The sequence below is a fragment of the Bacillus sp. FSL K6-2819 genome, assembly GCF_038008305.1.
GTDB classification, from domain to species: Bacteria; Bacillota; Bacilli; order Bacillales; family Bacillaceae; genus Bacillus; species Bacillus amyloliquefaciens.
In genome coordinates, this window is record NZ_JBBOYV010000001.1 from 3,207,521 (window position 1) to 3,229,015 (window position 21,495).

The 21,495-nt window shown below is 47.8% G+C and carries 22 protein-coding genes, 1 pseudogene and 1 riboswitch; of the genes and pseudogenes, 12 read left to right on the top strand and 11 right to left on the bottom strand.

What is annotated here, in order from left to right; translation table 11 throughout:
* Positions 1–14: 14 nt before the first annotated feature.
* A complete protein-coding gene (locus MHH91_RS16820) occupies positions 15–806 on the top strand; it encodes an SDR family NAD(P)-dependent oxidoreductase (protein ID WP_013353573.1) in 792 nt (263 codons plus the stop codon).
* A gap of 50 nt (positions 807–856) precedes the next feature.
* On the opposite strand, the gene MHH91_RS16825 is transcribed toward MHH91_RS16820, so the two are convergent.
* The 5 genes from MHH91_RS16825 to MHH91_RS16845 all read right to left on the bottom strand — a co-directional run bounded on the left by MHH91_RS16825 (position 857) and on the right by MHH91_RS16845 (position 5,200).
* Complete coding sequence (locus tag MHH91_RS16825) at positions 857–1,735, bottom strand: SMP-30/gluconolactonase/LRE family protein (RefSeq protein ID WP_013353574.1); 879 nt, start codon at positions 1,733–1,735, stop codon at positions 857–859.
* A gap of 63 nt (positions 1,736–1,798) precedes the next feature.
* The gene (locus MHH91_RS16830; RefSeq protein WP_013353575.1) at positions 1,799–3,541 is read right to left on the bottom strand and encodes a HAMP domain-containing sensor histidine kinase; all 1,743 of its coding nucleotides are present in this window, start codon (positions 3,539–3,541) and stop codon (positions 1,799–1,801) included.
* Positions 3,538–4,257, bottom strand: coding sequence for a response regulator transcription factor (locus MHH91_RS16835; RefSeq protein ID WP_013353576.1), 720 nt, complete (start codon positions 4,255–4,257; stop codon positions 3,538–3,540). The genes MHH91_RS16830 and MHH91_RS16835 overlap by 4 nt, the downstream gene beginning before the upstream one ends.
* Positions 4,258–4,430: 173 nt before the next feature.
* The gene (gene rsoA, locus MHH91_RS16840) at positions 4,431–4,667 is read right to left on the bottom strand and encodes a sigma-O factor regulator RsoA (protein WP_013353577.1); all 237 of its coding nucleotides are present in this window, start codon (positions 4,665–4,667) and stop codon (positions 4,431–4,433) included.
* Complete coding sequence (locus tag MHH91_RS16845; protein ID WP_088030697.1) at positions 4,664–5,200, bottom strand: sigma-70 family RNA polymerase sigma factor; 537 nt, start codon at positions 5,198–5,200, stop codon at positions 4,664–4,666. Before MHH91_RS16845 ends, rsoA begins: the two co-directional genes overlap by 4 nt.
* Before the next feature lie 241 nt (positions 5,201–5,441).
* On the opposite strand from MHH91_RS16845, the gene MHH91_RS16850 reads away from it, so the two are divergent.
* From MHH91_RS16850 to MHH91_RS16860, 3 genes are all read left to right on the top strand, one after another.
* Positions 5,442–5,597, top strand: coding sequence for a YvrJ family protein (locus tag MHH91_RS16850; protein ID WP_012118419.1), 156 nt, complete (start codon positions 5,442–5,444; stop codon positions 5,595–5,597).
* Between the two features lie 118 nt (positions 5,598–5,715).
* Complete coding sequence (locus MHH91_RS16855) at positions 5,716–6,876, top strand: oxalate decarboxylase family bicupin (RefSeq protein ID WP_013353579.1); 1,161 nt, start codon at positions 5,716–5,718, stop codon at positions 6,874–6,876.
* Between the two features lie 65 nt (positions 6,877–6,941).
* The gene (locus tag MHH91_RS16860; RefSeq protein WP_013353580.1) at positions 6,942–7,364 is read left to right on the top strand and encodes a YrvL family regulatory protein; all 423 of its coding nucleotides are present in this window, start codon (positions 6,942–6,944) and stop codon (positions 7,362–7,364) included.
* A gap of 36 nt (positions 7,365–7,400) precedes the next feature.
* Here MHH91_RS16860 and MHH91_RS16865 read toward each other — a convergent pair whose 3' ends face one another.
* Genes MHH91_RS16865 through MHH91_RS16875 form a run of 3 tightly spaced genes read right to left on the bottom strand, consistent with a single transcriptional unit; the run spans position 7,401 to position 10,270 of the window.
* Positions 7,401–8,204 (bottom strand): ABC transporter ATP-binding protein, encoded by an 804-nt coding sequence (locus MHH91_RS16865; RefSeq protein WP_013353581.1) that lies wholly within the window; start codon positions 8,202–8,204, stop codon positions 7,401–7,403.
* Positions 8,205–8,222: 18 nt separating this feature from the next.
* Positions 8,223–9,233: a FecCD family ABC transporter permease gene (locus MHH91_RS16870; RefSeq protein WP_013353582.1), complete on the bottom strand. Its 1,011-nt coding sequence runs from the start codon at positions 9,231–9,233 to the stop codon at positions 8,223–8,225.
* Positions 9,233–10,270, bottom strand: a complete 1,038-nt coding sequence (locus tag MHH91_RS16875; RefSeq protein WP_044051913.1) for a FecCD family ABC transporter permease — start codon at positions 10,268–10,270, stop codon at positions 9,233–9,235. The genes MHH91_RS16870 and MHH91_RS16875 overlap by 1 nt, the downstream gene beginning before the upstream one ends.
* A gap of 248 nt (positions 10,271–10,518) precedes the next feature.
* On the opposite strand from MHH91_RS16875, the gene MHH91_RS16880 reads away from it, so the two are divergent.
* A complete protein-coding gene (locus tag MHH91_RS16880) occupies positions 10,519–11,457 on the top strand; it encodes an iron-hydroxamate ABC transporter substrate-binding protein (RefSeq protein ID WP_014471005.1) in 939 nt (312 codons plus the stop codon).
* Between the two features lie 146 nt (positions 11,458–11,603).
* A complete protein-coding gene (locus MHH91_RS16885; protein WP_013353585.1) occupies positions 11,604–12,518 on the top strand; it encodes a class I SAM-dependent methyltransferase in 915 nt (304 codons plus the stop codon).
* Between the two features lie 51 nt (positions 12,519–12,569).
* On the opposite strand, the gene MHH91_RS16890 is transcribed toward MHH91_RS16885, so the two are convergent.
* Together MHH91_RS16890 and sspJ are read right to left on the bottom strand one after the other, a co-directional pair.
* Positions 12,570–13,982, bottom strand: a complete 1,413-nt coding sequence (locus MHH91_RS16890) for an amino acid permease (protein ID WP_013353586.1) — start codon at positions 13,980–13,982, stop codon at positions 12,570–12,572.
* 108 nt (positions 13,983–14,090) lie between these two features.
* Positions 14,091–14,271: riboswitch (Lysine riboswitch) on the bottom strand.
* A gap of 122 nt (positions 14,272–14,393) precedes the next feature.
* The gene (gene sspJ / locus MHH91_RS16895; protein ID WP_003151760.1) at positions 14,394–14,534 is read right to left on the bottom strand and encodes a small acid-soluble spore protein SspJ; all 141 of its coding nucleotides are present in this window, start codon (positions 14,532–14,534) and stop codon (positions 14,394–14,396) included.
* Between the two features lie 183 nt (positions 14,535–14,717).
* On the opposite strand from sspJ, the gene MHH91_RS16900 reads away from it, so the two are divergent.
* Both MHH91_RS16900 and MHH91_RS16905 read left to right on the top strand, forming a co-directional pair.
* Complete coding sequence (locus tag MHH91_RS16900) at positions 14,718–15,200, top strand: metal-dependent hydrolase (protein WP_013353587.1); 483 nt, start codon at positions 14,718–14,720, stop codon at positions 15,198–15,200.
* Positions 15,201–15,242: 42 nt separating this feature from the next.
* Positions 15,243–17,100: pseudogene (locus MHH91_RS16905) on the top strand (LTA synthase family protein).
* A 30-nt stretch (positions 17,101–17,130) separates the two neighbouring features.
* Here the strand turns inward: MHH91_RS16905 and MHH91_RS16910 are convergent.
* On the bottom strand, positions 17,131–18,057 hold the full coding sequence (locus MHH91_RS16910) for a substrate-binding domain-containing protein (RefSeq protein WP_013353590.1): 927 nt from the start codon (positions 18,055–18,057) through the stop codon (positions 17,131–17,133).
* 156 nt (positions 18,058–18,213) lie between these two features.
* On the opposite strand from MHH91_RS16910, the gene modA reads away from it, so the two are divergent.
* The 4 genes from modA to MHH91_RS16930 all read left to right on the top strand — a co-directional run bounded on the left by modA (position 18,214) and on the right by MHH91_RS16930 (position 21,485).
* Positions 18,214–18,972: a molybdate ABC transporter substrate-binding protein gene (modA, locus tag MHH91_RS16915; protein WP_373419143.1), complete on the top strand. Its 759-nt coding sequence runs from the start codon at positions 18,214–18,216 to the stop codon at positions 18,970–18,972.
* Entirely contained in the window at positions 18,953–19,636 is a 684-nt protein-coding gene (gene modB / locus MHH91_RS16920; RefSeq protein WP_013353592.1) for a molybdate ABC transporter permease subunit, read from the top strand. Before modA ends, modB begins: the two co-directional genes overlap by 20 nt.
* A gap of 92 nt (positions 19,637–19,728) precedes the next feature.
* On the top strand, positions 19,729–20,376 hold the full coding sequence (locus MHH91_RS16925) for a response regulator transcription factor (protein WP_013353593.1): 648 nt from the start codon (positions 19,729–19,731) through the stop codon (positions 20,374–20,376).
* 5 nt (positions 20,377–20,381) lie between these two features.
* On the top strand, positions 20,382–21,485 hold the full coding sequence (locus MHH91_RS16930; protein ID WP_038463294.1) for a sensor histidine kinase: 1,104 nt from the start codon (positions 20,382–20,384) through the stop codon (positions 21,483–21,485).
* Positions 21,486–21,495 lie beyond the last annotated feature (10 nt).

Below are 21,495 nucleotides of genomic sequence, written 5' to 3' on the forward strand. Positions count from 1 at the left end.
AGAGGAGGATCATCATGGAATTACAGCTTGAACGAAAGCTCATTTTGATTACAGGATCAACTTCAGGCATCGGAAAAGCCGCGGCAAAAAGCTTTTTAGCCGAAGGCGCCGAGGTGATTGTAAACGGAAGAAAAAAAGAAACCGTGGAACGGACGGTTGAGGAGCTTTCCGCTTACGGAACGGTTCACGGCATCGCCGCTGATTTATCGCGTCAGGATGAAGCGGATGACCTGATGAAGCGCGCCGGCGGAATCGGAGAAGTCGATATTCTCGTCAATAACCTCGGATTTTTTGAAGTAAAAGACTTCGCTGAGGTGACTGATGATGAATGGACCCGGTATTTTGAAGTGAATGTCATGAGCGCCGTGCGCCTGTGCCGGCGTTTTCTGCCGCAAATGCTCGAAAGAAACAGCGGTCGGATTCTGAACATCTCTAGTGAAGCCGGTGTCAAACCGCTTGCGCAAATGATTCCGTATTCAATGACGAAAACGGCGTTAATCAGCTTGTCTCGGGGAATGGCGGAAATGACGAAAGGCACAAATGTCACGGTAAACTCCGTGCTGCCCGGACCGACATGGACCGAAGGCGTCGCTTCTTACATGGAAGGAGCCGCTAAGGCTGCCGGAGAAGATACGGACAGCTTCGTCCGGGATTATTTTAAAGTGAATGAACCGACGTCCTTGATTCAGCGCTACGCAACGCCGGAAGAAGTCGCCAATACGATTGTATTTCTCGCTTCAGATGCGGCATCTGCCATTAACGGCATCGCACAGCGGGTTGAAGGCGGCATCATCCGCTCCATTTAACCAAAAAAAGCCCGGCACAATGGGAACTCCCATATATGCCAGGGCTTTTTTTATATCATGCCTGCAAACGGAACCGGCTCCCAGCCGCCCGTCTCAAGCTCTGCGGAAAACAGGCCGCCCGCATGCGGCTGCTCAAGTCTTTCGGCTTCCGTCAATTTTTCCGTCGCGGTCGTAATGTATAATGTGTTAAGCTCTTTGCCTCCGAACGCGCAGCAGGTGACGTATTTTGCGGGAACTTCAATAGATGCGATTTCCTTATGCGAAAACGGGTCAATCCGGACGGCACGGCCGCCTCCGAACAGAGCCACCCACAGCATTCCGTCCCGGTCAATGGTCATTCCGTCGGGAGATCCTTGCGACTTCGGAAATCGGTAAACCGTTTTCGGATCTGATACGGCTCCGGTTTCCGGATCGTATGAATAACGGACGATTTCCTGCGTCGGAGTATCGATATAATACATCAGGTTTCGGTCTCGATCCCAATCCAGACCGTTCGAAGTAGAGACCTGGTCTTTTATTTTGGCAAGGCTGCCGTCCGTATTCAGACGGTACAGCGAAGCCTCCTCTTCTTTGCCTTCCATGCTCGTCGTTCCCGCCCATAATCTTCCGGACGGGTCGCACTTGGCGTCATTGAAACGGATATCTTCCCGCATGTCTTTCGGCTGCTTCATCTTCGTCAACGTATCTTCCTGCAGATTGTACAGGTAAAAACCGTCTTTCATCGTCATCACCAGCTCTTCCTTTGAATACAAAGCCAGAGCCGTTACGAATGATTTGAATTTAACGGAACGGTTGATTCCGTCAGCCGGAGTAAAGATATGGAGCTGGCTGCCCAGTATATCCACCCAGTACAGGCATTCCTTGTCCTTATCCCATAAGGGGCCTTCTCCGATCACCGCTCTCGTATCTGCTCGTAATGCTGCTTCCATGTGTGAACACCTCTTTTGCTTGTCAGTCTCCTATTGTTATTCCCGACAAAGCGGCGTCCAAACTCAATCTTTTTTAAAAAGAATCGTAATAACCGTTCCGGCGCTGATTCTGCTGTTGACATGAATGGTTCCGTTATGAAGATGCACCAGTTCCTTGGCAATGGCGAGTCCGAGCCCCGTTCCTTCTGACGGCCCCTTCGTATTCGTTCCCCGGTAATAACGGTTAAACAGCTGGTGAATCGTTTCTTCGTCCATTCCTCTTCCGTTATCTTTCACCTTCAGAATCAGCTGTTCGGCTGATTCCTCGAGCACGACCCGAATGGCGGTCCCTTTCTTATTATGCTTTACGGCGTTTGCCAGCAGATTCTCCAGAATACGGCGGAACCATGCTTCATCAATGGCGAAAAGAATGTCTTCCTTTTTGGTTTCAAAGGCGATGTCATAGCCTTCCGAGAACGTGTTTTTCGTGAAATCGTTCGTGACGTTTCTGATAAACGGAACGACGTTGATCAGCCGCCGTTCAATCGGGAGGGCGGCGTTTTTCAGCCGGTATGTCAAGTTTAAGTCCTCAATCAGCTTCGACATATATTCTGATTTTTCCCGGACGATCTGCCCCATTTCTTTGACTTCCTCCGGGGTCCAGTCGTATTGCTTCGATTCAAGCATCATGCTGTAGCCGTAAATCGTGCTCAGCGGTGTTTTTAAATCATGGCTGAGTCCGGCGATCCATTCTTCCCTAGTCGCCTGGATTTTTTCTCTGTTTTTCTTATCCCGCTTCAGCGTATCGGTCAGCTGGTCCATCGATTCGAAAATCTCGGCGAAAAAGCGGAACGGCTGCTTTGTTTTGCCTTTTTTGTTTTTGCTGACCGGCTGTCCTTTGCGGTTCTTCGGCTCTTCAAGCCGGCCCTTTGATAAATTGACAAGCCATTTGATGGTATGAAAAAGCGGCCATCCGAAACGGAAAGAGTACCAGATTGTCAGAATACAGATCATTAATACCAAGATTCCGATCAGCAAAAAGAGGGTTTTCATCACATTTCTCAAAAATGACTTATTAAACTCATGATCGGGGATGTACACGGGGTTCGGCACCGACGCGACCATCCATTTCGTTTTATCGAGTCTTTTAAAAGAAATTTCCCTCTTATAATTCCACGGCTTGGAATTGTATTTCAGCAATTCAAGCTCATTGACGGTGTTCCGCTCTTTTTTGGTGCTGTTGATATCTCCGAGCAGTCTGCCGCTGTCCTCGAGAAGATAGACCGCCCCTTTTTCCCGTTTAATATAATCAACCGTGCTTTTTTTATATTGAGAAAGGGAAGCGAGGGACGGCTCCTGTGATTCGATGTAAGTGAGAAGCTGCTCGCTGGCGGATTTCCAGCCGAACAGAATCAAATAGGTCTCATTATTAATCGTGACCGTCCAGTAGTTCAGCTTGTAGTTGTCAAAATTCCGGTACTGATAAATGGATAAGAGATCTTTTCTGCTGTAATGGCTCGGGACGTCTTTCGGCACTCTGTACGCGTAGTCCGTTTTTTCATTGTCATTAATGATCTGCAGCCAGCCCTTCTGCTTTCTGACTGACATCTTTAAAAATTCATCGACATCCCATGTGCCGTCTTCATTTTTATCAAGCCACGCTTCAAACGAGTCAGCCGTCGCTTTCGTCAGTCCCGCATTGGCTTCCGCTTCGCTGAAACGCCAATCCAAATAGAAAAAAGAAGCGACGGCCAAAACAGAGATCAGCAGGATGACAAGCAGCAGCTGCCCGAAAAAGTGGAGCAGAAATTTTCCGCGCATTCTCATGGGCGGGTTCCTTTTTCTCCTTGATCGGGAATAAACCGATAGCCGAGGCCGCGCACCGTTACAATATAGGACGGATCGCTTGGGTCTTTTTCAATCTTTTCTCTGAGCTTGCGGATGTGCACCATGACGGTGTTGTTGTCGCCGTAAGACGGATATCCCCACACTTTTTCATAGATCTGGTCTTTTGAGAGCACCACATCAGGGTGTTCGCAGAAATATTGCAGCAATTGCAAAAGCTGTGCGGAGCAGCTGACGGGCTCGCCCCCGACAATCAGCTCGGCGTTTTGCGGCGAATAGGAAAAATGGCTGTATGAATACGTCTTCACCGCCGTTTTCTCTTCGCGCTTATAGGTTCTTTTTAACGTCGCCCTGATCCGCGCCGCCAATTCGAGCGGATTAAACGGCTTTGTTATATAATCATCAGCTCCCAATGCAAATCCTGACAGCTTATCCGCATCAGAAGACCGGGCAGTCAGAAAAAAGATCGGAGCATCGGTATAGTTCCGGATTTCGGTGCATGCTTCAAAACCGGACATGCCTTCCATCATCACATCCAGCACGAGCAGATCCGCGGTTTCATGTTTAACAAATTCAATCGCTTCCTCGGCGCTGCCGGCTGTCTTAATGTTGTGATAGCCTTCTTTGACGAGAACGCGTTTGACCATATCAACGATCGCCTTCTCATCGTCTACAATTAAAATTGACGCATTTTCCACCTTGGACGTTCCTTTCTCTTTGTTTTTTTCATCATATCATTATATGGTTAAGATTTGGTACTTTTTTAGTGCGGAGGTCTTGCGGGGAGACAGAAAAGAAAAACGAGACCGGATATCTTCTCTCGTTTTTCTCGCGGTGGGCAGAGCGGTATATCAGTCATCCCGCCCTTTTGTCAGGAGTTTTCATTTATAAGATGTAGAATAAATTCCCAAAATCCAGGCACTTCCTGGCATAACAGCATGTCCGCTTTTTCAACTATTTTAATCTTTAATTCTTGTTCCAAATCTTCTCTTTCCTGGTAAGACGTATTGCTCAGTTTTTTTTTTATCATTGGCGAAAAACGTGATATCAAGAGTTCCATTTCGTCGATATCTGTTTTCTCTTTGTTGAAATCAAATGGCCCGTTCACTGCTTATTTTCCCCCTTTTTTTGCTTGTCCAGCTGCTTTCTCAGATTGCCGAGCCCTTTTTTATGAATATTGGAAATGTTCTGCCGGGATTCCCCCAGCGACTCGGCAATCTCCTTCATCGTCGCTCCGTGAAGGTAAATATTCGTCAGCACACTTTTTTGTTTATCGGTTAATGTCTGAAGCGCTTCATATAAATCCCGGTTTTGGACATGCTGGCTCAAATCTCCCTGCTGCCGCAGAAACTCTTCATACGCGTCTTTTCCCATTTCATAGGGAAGCGTTTCACCTCCTTCCGGCTGATCAACCGTCAGCGGATAGCGCTTCTGATTTTTGCGGATGCGCTTGTCAAAGTCGATGGAGAAAATCCGGATCATAGAGTTCATATATTTGATGATCCGGATTTCCTTATAAAACTGCTTAAAATGTTCGTCCAGTGATTTTGCATCTTTCTCGTCTGAATGTTCCAGCACATTTTTAAATTTCTCGTAATGCTTGGGGTCACTTAAAAAATGTTTGACGATCGGATGTTTCATGATTTCCTTGCATTTTGACCGTAAAAGAACTTGATAGTCCATAAAACCGCCTCCTATTTAAATTAAATGAAAGAAAGCAAAAAAAAGTAAACTACTCCTTTCCGACTAAGGTTTTACACTCCTTATGTCCCGGTTTTTCCGGAACAAAAAAAGACTCTCAGCCCGGATATCAGGTTTACAAGAGCCGCTCTTTCTTTCACTTATATACATGACTGCAGGTCAAGTCAGGAGGTGGCTGATAATGGATCAGGTTTTTATAGAAGAAGCAGTCAGACAGATCGGCAATCTCGGCTTTCCGGCTCTGATTGCCATGTACCTTCTCACCCGGTTTGAGAAGAAATTTGACGCCCTGATCGAGCTGATGACGGAACTGAAAGACCAGAAGATGAAAAATTAATTTTCAAACGAAGTTGACTTTTCATCGGAACGCATCACTTAACAAAGCAGAAGGGAAAACGAAAGGCCTTTCACATTCTCTTTCTGAAAAAAACAAAGCTTGAGAGGAGACGATTTACATGTCAAAAGAAAACAACTGCAATATCCCGCAGCCGATCAGAGGAGATAAAGGGGCGACCGTCACGATTCCGCGCAACCTTGAAAGAGACCGCCAAAATCCGGATATGCTGGTGCCGCCGGAAACGGATCACGGCACAGTGGATAATATGAAATTCTCTTTCTCAGATGTGCACAACCGGCTGGAAAAGGGCGGATACGCGCGTGAGGTGACCGTTCGCGAGCTGCCGATTTCTAAAAATCTCGCATCTGTCAACATGCGTTTAAAACCGGGCGCCATCCGTGAGCTGCACTGGCATAAAGAAGCGGAATGGGCTTATATGCTGACGGGCAAAGCGCGGATCACGATTGTCGATGAGCAGGGGCGCAGTTTTATCGATGACGTGAAGGAAGGAGATCTGTGGTACTTCCCGTCAGGTCTGCCGCACTCCATTCAGGCGCTGAAAGAAGGCTGTGAATTCCTCTTAGTCTTTGATGACGGCTCATTCTCAGAAAACAGCACATTCCAAGTGACTGACTGGCTTGCCCACACGCCGCTTGATGTCATCGCCAACAACTTCGGGGTTTCAGAAAAAGACCTTGCCGGCCTGCCGCGGAAAGAAAAATATATCTTTGAAGAGCCTGTTCCCGGAAAGCTGAAAGATGACATTGTGGAAGGGCCGAACGGCGAAGTGCCTTACCCGTTCACTTACCGTCTGCTGGATGAAGGCCCGACTGCTGAGACGGACGGCGGCAAAGTATATATCGCGGATTCCACAAACTTCAAAGTGTCCAAAACGATCGCTTCAGCGCTTGTCGTGGTCGAACCGGGCGCAATGAGAGAGCTGCACTGGCATCCGAATACGCATGAATGGCAGTATTATATTTCCGGGAAAGGCCGGATGACGGTTTTTGCTTCGGACGGCCATGCGAGAACATTTAACTATCAGGCCGGGGATGTCGGTTACGTTCCGTTCGCAATGGGCCACTATGTGGAGAACCTGGGAGATGAGCCGCTCGTCTTCTTGGAAATCTTCAAAGATGACCATTATGCCGATGTGTCTCTGAACCAATGGCTCGCCATGCTTCCTGAGAAATTCGTCCAGCAGCATCTTGAACTGGGCAAAGACTTTACCGACATTCTTTCGAAAGAGAAACATCCAGTCGTCAAAAAGAAATGCTGAAGACACACATTGACTTGCAGAGTTCATCTCTGCAAGTCTCCTCTATGTGAAAAGGAGCTGAGCAGATGATCAATCAAAACGGGCCGAAATTGTTTTTTTTCCGGGTGCTCACGTATGCCCTGGCAGCGGCCGCTGTATTATTCGGGTATTTCATCGTGATGATGACCGTATTTTCATTAGCCGGGACGAGCTACGGATCGATGGCGTACGTCCTGCTTTTTTCTGTGCTTTTTATTCTTCTCGGGTTATGTTTTGAACCGCTTGAGCGGCTGATGGTACATAGTTTTACCTTTTTCAGGACGGGCAGGCTGCCTTTTCTTCTTTTAGCCAGCACCGTTCAGCTGCTGTTTCTTTGGATGACCGCGTATACGACGGATAAACTGATTGAAAAGATTTGGCTGTCAACGACCGAGGAGCTGATTGTGGCTGGGGTTTTTTTCGTGTTGGATAAATGCGTCTCCGTGCAGAAACAAACTCAGGCGCAATAAAAAAACGCAGGCCGAAATGGCTCTGCGTTTTTACCGTCATACCGAGGCGTTTTCATGCTGGATTAAATCGTAGGTTAAGCAGACGGGTTTGTTCGTGCGCGGGTCTTTTACGATCTGTGCGTCAATCTGAAACACGTCTTCCAATATGCCGGGCGTCATGACTTCCTCCGCCGTCCCTTCCTTGATGACGCGTCCTTTTTTCAGCGCGATCATATAATGGGAAAAACGGGCGGCATGGTTCAGATCATGAATGACCATTAAAATGGTTCGTCCCTGCTCTTTGTTTAATTTGTCCAGCAGCTGCAGAATTTCCAGCTGATGGGCAAGATCTAAGTAAGTAGTCGGTTCATCAAGAAGCAGCAGCTCCGTTTCTTGAGCGAGCGCCATTGCGATCCACACACGCTGCCGCTGCCCGCCGGAAAGCGCTTCGATCGGCCGGTCGTAAAATTCGGCCATCCCCGTCTCTTCAAGCGCCCATTTGACCATGTCACGATCTTTATCACTCAAGCGGCCCATTCCGGACTGATGCGGAAATCTGCCGTAAGAAACAAGTTCGTATACAGTCAGCCCGCTCGGCGCTTCAGGCGTCTGCGGAAGGATTGCCATTTCCTTGGCGATGTCCTTCGTTGATTTTTTCATGATCGCCTGTCCGTTTAAATAGACGGCGCCGGATTTCGGTTTCATGATTCTTGACATCGTCTTAAGAACCGTCGATTTTCCGCAGCCGTTTGGACCGATCAGCGTTGTAATTTTCCCTTTCGGTATGGCGATATCCAATTCTTTCGCTATCAGACGGTCACCATAACCGACAGTAAGCTGTTCCGCCGATAATGAGTTCATCGCGGCAGTCTCCCTCCTTTATTTCGCTTTCATCAGCAAATATATAAAATACGGCGCGCCGAGTACGGAAATCACCAAGCCGACGGGAACTTCGAACGTCACAAGGACATTTCTCGCCAGCGTATCGGCAAGGAGAAATAAAAATGCGCCGATCAAAGCTGAAACCGGAATAAGCGTCTGGTGGCGCGGCCCGGTAAGCCTTCTGGCCAAATGCGGCGCAATCAGTCCGAGAAAAGCGATTCCGCCGGCTGCCGCAACACATGACGCCGTCAGGGCGACAGCGGAAATCAGCAGAACGCGCCGCTCCTTTTCAACCCGGGTGCCAAGTCCCACAGCCAGCTGGTCACCAAGCTGCAGCACATTTAAATACCTCGCTTTATACAGACTGAACGGCAGAAGAACCAGCAGCCACGGCAAAATCGACAGCACCATTTTCCAATTGGCGTTCCAAATCGAACCGGAAATCCATACAAGCGCCTGCATGAAATCCCGCGGGTCCATTTTCAGCTGAAAAATCAAGAGCAGCGCATTAAACCCCGCATTAACGCCAATCCCGACCAAAATGAGCCGGACGGGTGAGACACCTTTTTTCCAAGCCAGCACGTAGATGAGAAACGCAGCCAGAAAAGCTCCCGCCAAAGCGCTCACTGGAAGCAGCCATGTACTGAACATGCTTAAATCAACAGCGGACCCTTGGAAAAAGAAAATAAACAGAACGACCGCCAATGATGCTCCGGCGTTAATACCGAGAATGCCCGGCTCCGCCAAGTCATTTTGAGACACGCTTTGAAAAATCGCGCCTGCAACCGCGATCCCGGCGCCGACCAGCAATGACAGCACCATGCGCGGGAGTCTGAATTCAAATAAAACAAGCTGATCCCGGGCATCGCCTTGTCCGAAAAAGACTCGTAACGTATCGAGAGGCGCAATCCGGATCACACCCATATTTAAGCTGATAAAAAAGACGATGCATATGAGCAATAACGTAACGGCCGCGACCGCCAGCGGTTTTTTCGATTTCACATTCATTACAGCCCTCTCCTTTCCCTGCGCGCCAAATAAAAGAAAAAGGGAACGCCGATAAGGGCGGTTAAAGCGCCGACCGGTGTTTCAAACGGCGCATTGACGAGTCTTGCGGCAATATCACTGAAGACTAACAGAACGGCGCCGAATACCGCGGAACAAGGAATAATCCACCTATAATCGACCCCGACTAAAAATCGGGTGATATGCGGAATCACCAAGCCGATAAAAGAAATGGCTCCGGCGACTGAGACTGAAGCCCCTGTCAGCAGGACAACGACAAACATTCCGATTACTTTCACAAGCGCCGTATACTGCCCGAGCCCTTTGGCCAGCTCCTCACCCAAGCTCAGCACTGTCACTGAGCGCGCAATCAAAAAGGCAAGCAAAAGGCCGATGACCCCGACTGCCAATAGCAGCTGCACGCCTTCCCATTTCACGGACGCGACTCCCCCGGCATACCAGAACTTCACATCCTGGGCGACGTCAAACCGGATCGCAATCGCGCTTGAAAGCCCAGTCAAGAAATAGCCGACTGCCGTACCGGCCAGCGCGAGCTTCACAGGTGTCAGCCCGCCTTTTGAAAACAGGCCGATGCCAAAAACAATAAGCGCCCCGATTCCCGCTCCCGCAAAGGACCACAAGACAAGCCCCGCTGCAGACAGCCCCGGAAAAAAAGCAAATGCACAAGCGATCGCAAAGCCGGACCCCGAAGTCACCCCCATAATGGAAGGCTCAGCAAGCGGGTTCCGCGTCAGCCCCTGCATGATTGCCCCGGACACAGCTAAAAAAGCCCCGACGAGCGCTGCGGCGGCGGTTCTCGGCAGCCTCAGATCGCGTATGATTTGATGAGATGTATTTTGCGGCTGAAAGTGAAAGAGAGCGTTCCACACCGTCCGCAGATGAATATCAGCGGCTCCGATGGAAACAGACAAAACTGCGCCGATCAATAAAACCGCAATACCGGCAAAAAGCAGCACAGCCGCTCTGAATGAACGCGCCGTCCACTGGATTTCGCTCCCTGACGCTCCTTGAGCCGTCATTGTCTGTTTCTTTTTTAATAGACCCAACACTCGTTCTTCCTTTCTCCAAGACAAGAATGTTAATGATAATGATTATCAATGACTTGTTTCAGTATAGCACTATTTTCTTCTCTTTTAATAGACCTAATTTCATATAAAAAAAGAAAGTTTTTCTTAAAAAAGAGCGTGCTTCTCTATGAAAGCAGTGATATAATCACACTGATAATGATTCTCTTTATCACTATTTTTTATGAAAGAAGGAATGCCAGATGTTCCATACATACAAGAAAATCGGCGCAGCGCTGATTGCCGTACTGCTCATTGCCGCTTTGGCCGCATGCGGAAATTCTTCAGACACGAAAGGTTCTTCTGAAAAAGAAGAAACCGTCACGTATAAAGCCGAAAACGGCAATATTAAAATTCCGAAGCACCCGAAACGGGTCGTCGTTATGGCTGACGGCTACTACGGCGACTTCAAACAGCTCGGCATCAATGTTGTCGGCGCGCCGCAAAACGTATTTAAAAACCCTTATTACAAAGGGAAAACAAAAGGTGTGACAAACATCGGCGACGGCACATCCGTTGAAAAAATCATTGACCTGAAGCCTGATTTAATCGTTGTCTGGACGACACAAGGGGCCGATATTGAAAAACTGGAGAAAATCGCGCCGACAATCGCTATTAAATATGACAAGCTCAGCAACATTGAGCAATTCAAAGAGTTTGCGAAAATGACAGGCACTGAAGATAAAGCAGACAAATGGCTTGCCGAATGGGATAAGAAAACAGCTGCCGCTAAAACAAAAGTTCAAAAAGCAGTCGGCTCAAAAACCATCTCCATCATGCAGACAAACGGTAAAGACATCTATGTATTCGGTAAAGACTTCGGTCGCGGGGGAAGCATCATTTATGACAAACTCGGGCTGAAAGCCACAAAACTAACGCAGGAAAAAGCCATTAATCAAGGCCCGGGCTATGCCAGCATTTCACTTGAAAAACTGCCTGACTTCGCAGGAGACTATATTTTTATGGGACCATGGCAGGCCGGCGGTGACGACAAAGGCGTCCTTGACAGTTCAATCTGGAAAAACCTCGATGCCGTCAAGCAAAACCATGTCTACCGCATTGATCCGATCGGCTTCTATTTCTCAGACCCGATCTCACTTGAAGGCCAGCTGGACTATATTACAAAAAGCTTAACGAAGTAACCCTGAAGCCGCTGACACAGCGGCTTTTATGATTCCTAAAACTTGACAAAAAAATTTATTTATGCTAAAATTTACAATTTTGGATTAGCGTGTATAATAAGATTCTCCCGGCCGGAGATTGATGTGAATGACGGAGGATTCTTAATATGAAAGAAAACAAGGCAAGTATGACTTCCCTGCTGTCCGCTTTCGGAAGAGCGTACCACAGTAAATACGGCAAGCCGGTTATGTTTGATGATTTTCTGGCACAAGATCTTATTTCTGAAAAAGAGCATTCAGACATTTGTGATCATTTGATTCAAGGTATATCATTCTTCAGCAAAGACATGGCTCAGGAACTTCAAGATAAACCGGATGATATCTTAAAATGGGTGATTCAAGTCCAGCTGTCTCCTACACCGTTAGCGCGTGCCGCGTATTGTGAAAAAGTGCTTCTGAATGAAATGATGCTCGGGGTTAAACAATATGTCATCCTTGGGGCGGGGCTGGATACTTTCTGTTTCAGGCATCCTGAGGTAACAAATGGCTTAGATATCTTTGAAATCGATCATTACGCTTCACAGGAAGACAAAATAAACAGATTGAAACGCCTGGATTTCGATATTCCGAGTCATCTTCATTTTGTACCGATGGACTTTGCCGCTTCACTTTCTTTCAGCCGTCTGTACCAAGAAGGTTTTTCCCGCCAAAAAACCTTTTTCAGTCTGCTCGGCGTTTCATACTATCTTACGAAAAAGCATCTTGCCCGCCTGCTTACTCAATTATTTGACCAAGTCCCTCCAGGAAGCTCTATCGTCTTTGATTATGCAGATCAGTCGCTCTTTGAAGATAAAGGACTGTCAAACAGAGTGGAAAACATGGTGAAAATGGCTGCAGCCAGCGGAGAGCCGATGCTATCGTGTTTCAGCTATGAAGAAATTGAAAAGGTGTTAGAATCATCAGGTCTGCTTATTTATGAACACTTATCTCCAGCGGCCGTCAATGAGCGTTTTTTCAGCGGACGCACTGACTATTTAACCGCTTTCGAGACCATTCATTTTATACACGCCGTCAAAAAGTAATCCGCTGCCGCAAACAAAAAAGACATCTCACAGTCGTGAGATGTCTTTTTTTCAAACCGATTGTCTGTTGTTTGCAAATTTCTTTGAGACGAAAGGATATAACAGCAAACCGACGAAAAACAGCCCGATACCGAGAATAAAGGTCGTTAAATCGGCCGTTCCGGTGATAATGACGTAAAAAGAATAAATGCAGGCTAAGATGGCGATGAAACCGTCCCGCACTCTTGAACCCTTGATCTCGTCATATGTTTCACCCGTCCAAACAAGCTTCAGACTGTAAAATGCTGATACGAGATACGGAATCAGATAAGCGAGCGTCGCCGCTGTTGTTAAAAACGTAAACGCGTCACTGATCGTCCGGGAAATAACCGAAAAGATAAAGATTTGTGACATGACGTTCGTGACGATTAACGACACAACCGGACTGCCCTGTTTATTCGTTTTTGCAAAAGCAGCGGGAAAGTCCCCTGATTTCGCCGCTTGATACGGAACTTCAGAGCCGAGAAGAATCCAGCCGAGCATCGTTCCGAACAGACACAGGATCGCCAGAATCGCCATGATGATGCTTCCCGCATTGCCGACAATCGCGTACAAGACGTCAACAAACGGTTTCTCCGAGCCGACAAGCTTATCATGTGGAAGCACGCCCATCGTAATCAATGTCACGATAATATAAATGCTGAGCGCGATCAATAAGCCGGTAATGGTGGCGCGTTTCACATCGCGCTGCGAACGGGCGCGCCCGGATAAAATGACCGCAGATTCAATTCCGACGAACGCCCATAATGTTGAAATCGCCGCATTGTGGATCTGCCCGCCGATTCCCTCAACTGTGTGAGGCCCAGTTTGAACCGGAAAATAAAAATGATCGAAAAACGACGTTTGAAACACAAACAAACCTGCAATGATAAAAAAGATAAATCCTAATACTTTTGAAAACGTCGTGACGAAATTTAATTTACTCGCACCGTTAATGCTGGAGACGAGAATCGTGTGAGTGCCCCATAATAAAACCGTACATACGGCAAACGTCAGCAGCTGGCCGAGCGTAACCGCCTGACCGCCGATCGAAAACATTTCACGCTTATCCGTTAAAATCGGGAAAAATGATGTTAAATATCCGGCAAGGCTTGTGATGATCGCCACGTTGCTGATCCAGCTCGCCACCCAGTAGCCCCACACCATCGTGAATCCGGCTGCATTCCCTTTCTTCCGATCGCTGAACAGCGCTCTCGCATAGCTTTGCGGCCCCGCCGTCAGCTCAGGCTTACGGATGGATAAGTGGCCGAAAACAAGCGCGATCATTAAAACACCGGCTCCCGTTAAAAGCCATGCCGATGTAGCGCCGAACGGACTCGCGATTTTTGCGAGCGTGCTCGGAAGGGAAAAGATGCCCGATCCTACCATATTTCCTACGACAAATGCCGTCAGTAACCAAAAACCCCATTTTTTCGTCTGTTCCATTCCTGTACCTCCTGGTTGTTCATTCGTACGGACCAGACCCCGAGACCATATTTACACACAAAAAAAGCCTGAACAAAAGTCCATGCTTAAAGAAACACACACCCTTGATCTCCGGATAGCCCTCCGCGAAAAAGCACGCGGCAGTCCTGCACTTATTCAGATACAGTCCCAGCATAAAGAAGGATCGGCTTTCTTTACACTTCGGCGCTGATGCCTTTAACACATGTTTTGCGGCCCCTGTCAGCCTGGCATGTGCGACTCATCATCAAGCGCAACCTCTACCTCACCGAGAAAGAGTGAGGATTTTTATCATTCAATTCTACTCAGAGGTTATCAGAGATAAAAAGATCTGTCAAAGGGAAAAATTAGACGGAAAACGGATAGAGCATTCGCCCTACCCGTTTTATATGGTCAGCGGTTGTTTTTTTTCTTTTGAACAGCTTCTTGAAGCGGATCGTCTTTCAGAGCTGCACTGGCGTCGTCAAGCGCACCTTGAATGACGTTTTTGTTTTTATCGCTGTTTTTTCCTTTTTCTTTGTTAAAGAAAGCCATCTGTATCACCTCTTTATCAAATATAGGTACACCTATAATGTGTCTTTTTACGCGGCAGAATATGCGGAATCCGCGTCTCCTTCCTTTTGGTGTTACAGGTAAAGTTTGTTGATCAAACATGCATTCTCTTGATATATTTGTAATTCAGGGGATTTTGGCAAAAATAAAAAGGAGAAGCGAAAAATGACAGGAAAAACACACATCATGGGAGGCATCGCTTCTTGTTCCGCAATTGCTTATTACTACGGGTATGATCCGGTTCTGATGACCTCAGCCGGTGCCATCGGGGCGCTGATTCCCGATATATGCCATACGAAAAGCAAAATCGGCAGGACGCTGCCCGTTCTGTCCAAAATCGTAAGCACGGTGTTCGGACACAGAACATTTACACACAGCCTGCTGTTTATGCTTATTATGTTTTTCATCACGGCAACCTACATTCCGAATCCAAGCATTTCCGCCGGACTGATGATCGGAATGGCAAGCCATCTTGTGCTTGACGCATGGACCGTCAACGGGATTAAACTGCTGTTTCCGTCCGCGATCCGCTTCCGTCTTCCCCTTTATATGAGGACGGGGAGCTTTTCGGAGCAGCTTGTGCTGGCCGGCTTAACGATTGTATCCTGCTATTATTTATACGAACTGGTTCACGGCCGCATCTCTTAAACAAAAAGCGTCTTTTCGCTTTTAGGGTGAGGAGTCATACATATGAAGAAATCCTTTTTCAAAAATCATCGGTTTTTATGCTTGTCCATTCTGTTCATGTGGATAAAAACATATGTCGTTTATAAGCTCGGTTTTGATCTGCAGAACAATTCTGTTCTTGAGGAATGTCTGCTTCTCATTAATCCGCTGAGCTTCATTGTGCCGCTGTTCGGCATCGCCCTGCTCCTGACGGAAAAAAAACAGCGGATCTTTTTGCTTTCGGCGAATGTGATATTGACGGGGATTTTAATCGCAAACACGGTGTTTTACGGGTTTTATATTGATTTTATCACCATACCGGTTTTGTTTCAGGCGAGCAATATGGGCGATATGGGAAGCAGCGTCCAAGAGCTGTTTCACCCGCTTTATATCGCTTTATTCTTGGATATTGCGGTTCTGTTTTATCTTGCGAAAAGGGATACAGCCGGTAAGGGAAAAGCAGGCGCACGAACCGTTAAAGCGTATGCGTGGGCATCAGCCGGCCTCATGCTGTGCAACCTTGCGCTGTCTGAGGCCGAGCAGCCGAAGCTGTTCAAGCATCCTTTTGATCGTGAAGCGCTCGTAAAAGGAATCGGCCTGTTCCACTTTCATTTGTATGACACCATTTCGCAGACGCTGAATGCAGGGGCTAAAGCGTTTGCAGATGAAGACAGCCTTGCGGCGGTGGCGAATTACACTCAAGCCGACTACAGCAGCCCGTCCGATTCAAAGTTCGGGCTTGCAAAGGGGCGCAATGTGATTTTTGTGACGCTCGAATCAACACAGCGTTTTGTGATGGACGAACGGGTCAACGGGCGGGAGATTACCCCGTTTATGAATAAGCTGCGGAAAAAAAGTTATGATTTCACTCATTTTTATCAGCAGACCGAACAGGGTAAAACCTCAGATTCAGAATTCATCACCGCGAATTCGCTGTACCCGTCTTCCAGCGGCGCCGTTTTTTTTTACAAAAAGCGGCCACCGGTTCAATACGATGTACCATACGTTAAAAGACCATCAATACTATTCAGCCGTTCTGCATGCCAACCATAAGGCCTTTTGGAACCGGGATGAGATGTACGGCGCCTTCGGAATCGACCGTTTTTTTGACGCCGATGAATTTCAGGTGACACAGGAAAATTCAACGGGCTGGGGCCTGAAGGACAAAGAGTTTCTCGAGCAGTCAGCGGAAAAATTAAAGAAGCTGCCGCAGCCGTTTTACGCAAGCCTGCTGACCTTGACCAACCATTTTCCTTTTGAAATTGAAAAACAAGATCAGCTCATTGATGAACCGGACACAAGCAGCGATTTATTAAACCGCTATGTGACAACGGTCCGCTATGAAGATGAGGCCTTAAAACACTTTTTCAAGAAGCTGAAAAAAGCAGGACTGTATGACAACTCGATGATCGTCCTGATGGGAGATCATTACGGCATATCCGAAGCCCATAATAAAGGACTTGCCGAGTTCTTAGGAAAAGAGGAAATCACTCCGTTTGATACGGTTCAGCTCCAGCGCGTGCCGTTTATCATTCATATTCCCGGGGTGACCGACCGTGCGCCGGAAACGGTTGCTTCCGCTGCGGGACAGGTTGATGTAAAACCGACGCTGCTTCACCTTCTCGGCATTGAAACGAAAGGCAGCATTCAGTTCGGCAATGATCTGTTTTCCAAAGAGCGGACTCCGTTTGCTGTACTGAGAAACGGCAGCTTTATCACGGACGATCATATCTATACGAAAAATACGTGTTACAGCCGCAAAACGGGCGAACCGCTTTCTGACGTGAGCGCGTGCAGTGATGAGAAAGAAAAAGCGGAACAAGAGCTGATGCTCTCCGATAAAATATTAAACGGCGACCTGCTGCGGTTTTATAAGCAATAAAAAAATCCCTCCGTTTTATGGAGGGGTTTTTTATGTTTCATATATCAGCCGTCCGGTCATTTTCGTATCATATCCGGATAATTGAGAAAGCTGAGACTTGAATTCCTCGGAATTGAGAATGTCCCGCACGCTTTGAACAAGCTCCGGGTTTTGTTTTAAGACGACAACATCGTACTGCTCACTGATCACCGGGATAAAATCCGTGCCTGCCATATGCGCCGCATGCTGCGACCCGACTCCTATATCCGCTTTTCCGCCGGATACTTGTGAAGCCGCTGACAGATGATCCGTGACAATGTCATGGTAGCCGGCGACATCAGACGGCGTGATGCCGAATGATCTGAGCTGTTCATCCAGCAGCACCCTCGCGCCTGATCCTTTTTCGCGATTGACGATGCGGACGTCCTTTCTGCTCACGTCCTGAAAGCCCTGAATGTTCAGCGGATTGCCTTTTTTCACATATAATCCGGCCTGCCGAAGCACGACATGAAAAAGCGCAAACGGCTCTCCTGAAAGAATGCGCTTCACATACGGAATGTTATACTGCCCCGTCTCCCCATCGTACAAATGAAGACTGACGATATCGCAAGCCCCCCGGTACATCTCGATCAGGCTGTTTAAACTGCCGCTGTACTTGCGAAGCGGAGCCGCCTGTATCGTTCGTTCCAGCTGTTTGCTGAGGAGGTCCATCGACACATCCTGCCCGCTGATGATAACGGACTCCCTTTTTTCCGGGTCCCGCCTGCGGGGCGAGTCAGCCGCATCGGCTGCGGATGGCTTTTTTGACATCCTCATGTTTGCTTTATATTGTTTTAAGTCTTCTTCATCGACTCTCATCTGTCTCCCGACCTTGTACGCAGGAATGAGCCCTTTTTTTATCAAATCATATACCGTCAGTTTTGAGACCTTCAAAAGGCCCGCAACTTCTTCTATTGTATAGGAAGTGGCTTCTGCCATAATATCACGCTCCGTTTTTATTATAACTGTTAAGTTATTGAAAAAAAACCGCACCACAACGTACAATTACGTTATAATTAGTATGATCTAATGATATTTAGCTATAAGGGGTGCACCATTTTGAAAAAGAAAGCGACACTAATCACAACTGCGGCCATGGCCGTTTTCCTGGCAACGGCGGGCTGCTCATCCGGGCAATCGTCCAAAGGCGGACAAAACGAAAAAGTGACGCTGACCGTTTCCGCGGCTGCCAGCGCTCAGGATGCGCTTGAAGAAATCCAAACCAACTATGAAAAGTCCCATTCAAACGTGACCATTCAAGACAACTTCGGATCATCGGGCACATTGCAAAAACAAATCTCACAAGGCGCGGGAGCTGATTTATTCTTCTCGGCAGCCGAAGATAAATTCCAAAAGCTCGTTGATGACGGAGATATCGACAAAAAGGACAGCACGGATCTTTTGAAAAACGACCTCGTCATGATCGTGCCTGAGAAAAACAGCGCACACCTTACACATCTGAATGACCTGAAAAAAGACAGTACAGATAAAATCGCGCTCGGCACGCCTGAATCCGTTCCGGCCGGACAATACGCCAAACAGTCATTGACGAAATTAGACCTATGGGACAAGGTAAAAGATAAAGTCGTCTATGCAAAAGACGTCCGCCAGGTGCTTTCTTATGTTGAAACCGGAAATGTTGATGCCGGGCTTGTCTATAAAACAGACGCGCTGATTTCAAAGAAGGTGAAAATCACCGATGAAGCGCCTGCGAAAACCCACGATCCGATCGTGTATCCGCTCGGCATCGTCAAGGATACAAAGCACCGTAAAGAAGCGGAAGCGTTTTATCAGTATCTGCAGTCAGATGAAGCGATGAAAGTGTTTAAGAAATATGGATTTACTGCCAAGTAATATTACGGCTTCGGAGTTTTTCACTCCCGTCGTACTGTCTTTTGAGGTGGCTTTGGCATCGGGCATCGCCGTCATCATTCTCGGGACGCTCGCCGGCGCCTGGATGGCGAAAGCGAGATTTCCCGGAAAAACGGCCGTGGAAACCCTGTTTATGCTCCCGCTCGTTCTTCCTCCTACCGTTGTCGGTTTCATTCTGATTATCATTTTCGGGAAACACAGCGTTATCGGCCGGGCGATTGAACAGGTTTTTCACCAGTCCGTCATCTTCACGTGGTGGGCCGCGGTGATCGCTTCGGCCATCGTCGCTTTCCCGCTTATGTATCAGTCCGCCAAAACGGGTTTCGCCGCGGTTGATTCTGACATCGAGGGGGCGGCGAAAGTAGACGGGGCCGGCAGATGGCAGGTATTTACCCGCATTTCCGTGCCGCTTGCCTTTCCCTCCCTCTTGACCGGAAGCATTCTCAGTATCGCAAGAGCGCTCGGTGAATTCGGGGCGACTTTAATGTTTGCGGGAAATATCCCGGGCGTCACCCAAACGCTGCCGACAGCGATTTACGTCGCGATGGATTCCGGCAATGAAACACTCGCCTGGGTATGGGTGATCTGTATTATGATCATTTCTTTTCTGATGCTGTTTTTCATCCAATTGAAAAAACCAGCTTGACCATCCGCCTTCCGCGCAGATTTCGCCGGGAGGCTTTTTGATTTAAAATCGGATGGTATATAATGAAACAAAAACACACAAAGGGTGCGGCTATGAAGATTAATGTCATTATCGCGGATGATAATTCTTTCATCAGAGAAGGAATGAAAATCATTTTGCATACATATGAGGAATTTACTGTATCGGCAACTTTGGAAAACGGACTTGAGGCGGCAGAGTATTGTAAAAACAATCCCGTCGATATCGCCTTATTGGACGTCCGCATGCCGGTAATGAACGGCGTCGAAGCCGCAAAGCGGATCGCGGAGGAAACGGATACGAAGCCGATGATCCTGACGACATTTGACGACGATGAGTATATTTTAGAAGCGATTAAAAACGGCGCGAAAGGATATTTATTAAAAAATACCGAACCGGAACGGATCCGCGATGCGATCAAAAGCGTCTTCAACGGGCACAGCATCCTTCAGGACACCGTGCTGGATAAAATAAAAGACAGCCTTTTCCGTCCGGCGGAAGCAGCGCATCAGATTGATGAAAGCCAGTTTACTGAAAGAGAGCTCAGCATCATGTCGCTCATTGCGAAAGGGTTCTCAAACAGGGAAATTTCAAAACAGCTTTTCATTTCTGAAGGGACGACGGCCAATTATATTTCATCTATTTTAGGGAAAACGGGACTTGAGCACAGAACGCAGATCGCGATTTATTATATTACCGGGAAGGTGGATAACGGGCGTTGAACGGTATGGATTTCTGGATGCTGATAAGCAGACTGATCGTCATTTTTTACACGGCCTTTTTGTTCGTATCGGCAGACCGCCTTTACACGCCGTACGCCGTCTTGTTTCTGCTGCTTTATCTGTCTTTGGGCATTGCGGTCTGCATGATCAGGCCGCCCGCCTGGAGACGCGGAATCACCCTGCTCGCGCTGGCATTGACCGTCTGGCTTTCCGTACGGGGCCATCCGGCGTTTCTGTTTCTTTTGCCGCCCGCCATTTTCGCCGTCCTTGCCGAATACCCGGTTCACCGCTATATGTTCTGCCTGTTTGTGTTTTTGCCGTTTTTATTTATTCCGTACGGCGATCTTCCCGCCTATACCGTCATAACCCTGTTCTGCCTGGCGATTTTCGTATTGGCCGCCCGGTCAAACGATCGGCTGAAGAAATATGAGGAGCAGTCAGACAGTATGCGGTCGAGCATCGAAAAGCTGACGAAACAGCTGCACAGCAGCACCGAATACATCAAACAATCGGAGTACACCGGCAAACTCGAAGAAAGAAACAGATTGTCCCAGGCCATCCATGACAAAATCGGCCATTCCATGACCGGCGCGCTCATTCAGATGGAAGCGGCAAAGCGGATGCTCAGCTCCCATCCTGAAAAAGCGGCAGACCTGCTTCAAAACGCCATTACCATTTCTAAAGAAGGCATAGAGGATATCCGGATTACGCTGAAAAATATGAAACCGCCCGCTGAACAAATGGGCATTCACAGATTAAGAACATTTATTGATGAATTTTCGGCCAAAAACGGCCTGCCGGTTCCGTTTACGTACAGAGGTGATTTGGACAGGCTGACGCAAATGCATTGGAGAGTCATTCAGGAAAACGTAACCGAAGCCCTGACCAACACGATGAAATACGCCGATGCCACGCAGATCTCCATTGATATTCACGTTTTGAATAAAGCCGTGAAAGCGGAAGTGAAAGATAACGGAAACGGCGCCGTCCGCTTTAAAAAAGGCCTCGGGATGCTCGGTATGGAAGAACGGGCCGCCGTTCTCCGCGGAACCGTCATTTTTGACGGCACGGCGGGTTTTTCCGTCACAACCTTGCTGCCGATTGAATAAGTGAATGTTT